Source organism: Propionivibrio sp. (genome assembly GCF_017995515.1).
GTDB lineage: Bacteria > Pseudomonadota > Gammaproteobacteria > Burkholderiales > Rhodocyclaceae > Propionivibrio.
In genome coordinates this window covers 34,020-37,671 of the sequence record NZ_JAGOIT010000025.1, presented here as the reverse complement: position 1 = coordinate 37,671, position 3,652 = coordinate 34,020, and the positions used below count along the sequence as shown (strand labels likewise).

The window sequence follows — 3,652 nt, the reverse complement described above, 5'->3', positions numbered from 1 at the left end:
CCTTGGTCGGCAATGGCGCGAAGGATCTCGGGTGCGAGACCCAGTTCAGTGAATTTCAAGCGTGAAAACTCCATGCGTCTGCCCTGCGCGCGGCACGACTCGGCGCTGCGCGAAACCAGTCTGGACAGACGGTTTGGTCGAGGCGGATCAGGCTGCGCGAGCTGCCAACGCCGGTAGGAAAGACGCCAAGACTGATCGATGGCGCTTTGAAGAGGGCGCGATGCTAGCACGTCTCGGCCGGGGAATGTTCTTGGTATCGTGACCGAACGTAACGTTGTCTGGTTGAAGCCGCTGGAGAGATCAACCTCGGGCGCAATGCCCTTCAGTTATTGCGCCCTTGATACTGGACTCCTTGTGGCGGTGAAAAGCACGGACGGGCGAGGAACCCGGCGCTCGACGCGGATATTGACCCCGGCGTCGCGCGCACGGTTCCCCTTGGTCAGTCGCCAAGAGCACGCCACCGTGATTTGTAGGCGCCCGATTCATCGGGCGACTGGGCGGATCCGCAAGCTGAAACGCTGTGATCGCGCAGCGAGCTGCGCGCCTGCCCGTCCGCAGCAGTATGAGGCCGGGAGCGGTCAGCCCGGTTTACGAGCCCCCGCCGAGCGTCTTGAACAAGGTCATGCGGTTGGCCTGTTCCGTCAGCCTCAGCGCGATCAGGCTGCTTTGCGCGCTGTAGAGCGAGCGTTGCGAGTCGAGCACGTTGAGGTAGCTGTCGGCGCCGGAGCGGTAGCGTTCGGTCGACAGGCGCAGCGCGGTGGAGTAGGCGGCGACCTGCGCTTCCTGCGCGGCGAGCCGTTCGTTCAGCGTGCTGCGTTCGGCCAGCGCGTCGGCGACTTCGCGGAACGCCGTCTGGATCGTCTTTTCGTAGGTCGCGACCTGAATGTCGCGCTCCGTCTCGGCGACCGTTAGCGCGGCGCTGAGCTTGCCGGCGTTGAAGATCGGTAGCGTCAGCGTCGGTACGAAGCTCCAGACACCGCTCCCCGCGCCGAACAGGCCGCTGAGCGCGCTGCTCGCCGAGCCGCCGTTCGCGGTGAGCGTGATCGACGGGAAGAAGGCCGCGCGCGCGGCGCCGATGTCGGCATACGCGCCGATCAGCGTGTGTTCGGCGGCGGTGATGTCCGGACGTTGCAGCAGGACTTCCGACGACAATCCGGCGGGTACGTCCACCAGCGTCAGTGCGACAGCCGAAGAGTCGTCGCTTGCCGCCGGCAGCGCTTCGCCCGGAACCGTCGTCCCGGCCAGCAGGTTCAGCGCGTTGCGCGACTGTTCGACGAGGGCGGTGTAACGGGCGACTTCGCCGCGTGACGATTCCGCCGTCGCCTCGGTCTGCGCCAGCGTCAGGCGCGAGGTGCCGCCCAGCGCCTGCTGCTTGCGCGTGAGTTCGAGCGTCTTCGTGCGGGTGGCGTAGGTTTCCTGCGCCAGCTTCAACTGTTGCTGGTTGGCTGCCAGCGTCAGCCAGGCATTCGTCGTCTCGGCGATCAGGCTGGTGCGCACGCTGCGTTGCGTGGCCTCGGTCGAGAGGAAGCTCTGCAGCGACGCTTCCTTGAGGTTGTTCAGACGGCCGAAGAAGTCGATTTCGTAGGACGAAACACCAAGGCCGGCCGAGTACTTGCGCGTGATGACGTCATTGGCGCTCGACGACGCGCCGCTCGCCGAAGCGCTGACCGCCGGGATGAGCGCTGCGTTGTCGATCCGGTACTGCGCGCGCGCCTTCTCGATGTTGAGGACGGCGACGCGCAGATCGCGATTGTTGGCGAGCGCCTGGTCGATCGCTTGCTTCAGGCGGGTGTCGGTGACCACCTGCTGCCAGTTGAGCGGAGCGGCGGCTGCTGTGCCGACGGCTGCGCTGCCGTCAAGGCTGGCTGGCACCGGCAGCTCCGGCCGCGCGTAGTCCGGTGCGAGGTTGGCGCAGCCGGCGAGCAGGGCGAGGCAGAACAGGGGAATGGTGAGTTTGTAGGTTCGCATCAGGCGCCTCCTTCAGCGCGTGCGGGGGTGATGGCCGGTATCGCGACTTGGGCGCGACGGCGTTCGAACAGCCGGCAGACGAGGACATAGAAAAGCGGGACGAAGACGAGGCCGAGCACGGTGGCCGTCGCCATGCCGCCGAGCACGCCGGTGCCGATCGCGCGCCGGCTGGCCGATCCGGCGCCGGTGCTGAAGGCCAGCGGCAGCACGCCGAACATGAAGGCCAGCGAGGTCATCAGGATCGGGCGCAGGCGCAGGCGTACCGCTTCGAGCGTCGCTTCGATAAGCGTTCGACCCTGTTCGCGCAACGCCTTGGCGAACTCGACGATGAGGATCGCGTTCTTCGCCGAGAGGCCGACGGTGGTCAGCAAACCGATCTGGAAGTAGACGTCGTTTTCCAGGCCAGCCATCCACGTGGCCAGCACCGCGCCGATCACGCCGAGCGGGACGACGAGCAGCACCGAGAACGGCACCGTCCAGCTCTCGTACAAGGCGGCGAGGCAGAGGAAGACGAAGAGGATCGAGATGGCGTAGAGCGCCGGCGCCTGCGAGCCGGCGAGGCGTTCCTGGTACGACTGGCCGGCCCATTCGTAGCTGATGCCCGGCGGAAGTTGCTTGATGATCTCCTCCACGGCTTGCATCGCGTCGCCGGAGCTCACGCCCTCGGCGGCCGAGCCGACGATCTCGTAGGAGGACATGCCGCTGTAGCGTTCGAGGCGCGGCGAACCGTAGGTCCAGCGCGTGCTGGCGAAGGTCGAGAACGGCACCATTTCGTCGAGGCTATTACGCACGTGCCACAGCCCGAGGTCGTCCGGCTTCATGCGGAACGCGGCGTCGCCCTGCACATAGACCTTCTTGACGCGGGAGCGGTCGATGAAGTCGTTCACGTAGCTGCCGCCGAGCGCCGTCGACAGCGTGCTGTTGATGTCGCTCGTCGCAAGTTTGAGCGCCGACGCCTTGCGGTCGTCGATATCGACCGAGAACTGGGCGACGTCGTCGAGGCCGCTGATGCGCACCTGCGCCAGCCGCTTGTCCTCGCGCGCGAGTTTCAGGAACTGCTCGCGCGCCTTGACCAGCGCCTCGTGGCCGTTGCCCGCAAGGTCCTGCAACTCGACGGTAAAGCCGGCACTCGAACCGAGGCCCCGAATCAGCGCCGGGAGGATGACGAAGACGCGCGCATCGCGAATCTCGGAGAGGTCGGCCGTCATCCGGCGCGCCAGCGACGCGGCGTCCTGGCCCTTGCCCTTGCGTTCGCTCCAGTCCTTCAGCTTGATGAAGCCGTTGGCGGATGCCTGGTCGCCGTTGATGCCGACGATGGTCATGTAGTCGGTGACGTCGGCCTGTTTCGACAGGTAGCTTTCGACCTGGTGCAAGACAGCGTCGGTGCGGGTGTACGACGAGCCTGCCGGCAACTGCACCATCATCATCAGGCGCCCCTGGTCCTCCTCAGGCAGGAAGGAAGTCGGCAGTTTGACGAAGGAAGCACCGAGCGCGCCGAGAATGAGTGCGTAGATCAGCATGAAGCGCGTGCCGCGTTGCAGGATGCCGGAGACACCCTTCTCGTAGCGGGCGCTCCCCGTGATGAACGAGTGGTTGAACCAGGCGAAGAAGCGCTGGATCGGTCCGTGCGGCTTGGCGTCGGCGTGGTGATCGACGTCAGCGAGGCGCAACAGCGAGGCGCACA

The 3,652-nt window shown here is 66.0% G+C and carries 2 protein-coding genes; both read right to left on the bottom strand.

The window, feature by feature from the left end:
- Positions 1 to 588: 588 nt before the first annotated feature.
- A complete protein-coding gene (locus KBA32_RS06135) occupies positions 589 to 1,968 on the bottom strand; it encodes an efflux transporter outer membrane subunit (protein ID WP_294356544.1) in 1,380 nt (459 codons plus the stop codon).
- Positions 1,968 to 3,652, bottom strand: a 1,685-nt coding sequence (locus KBA32_RS06130; RefSeq protein ID WP_294356542.1) for an efflux RND transporter permease subunit, incomplete at its 5' end; no start/stop codon positions are given. The genes KBA32_RS06130 and KBA32_RS06135, both read right to left, overlap by 1 nt.

Coding starts and splice junctions, on each gene's coding strand:
- KBA32_RS06135 (WP_294356544.1), bottom strand. CDS start 1,968: ATGCGAACCTACAAACTCACCATTCCCCTGTTCTGCCTCGCCCTGCTC.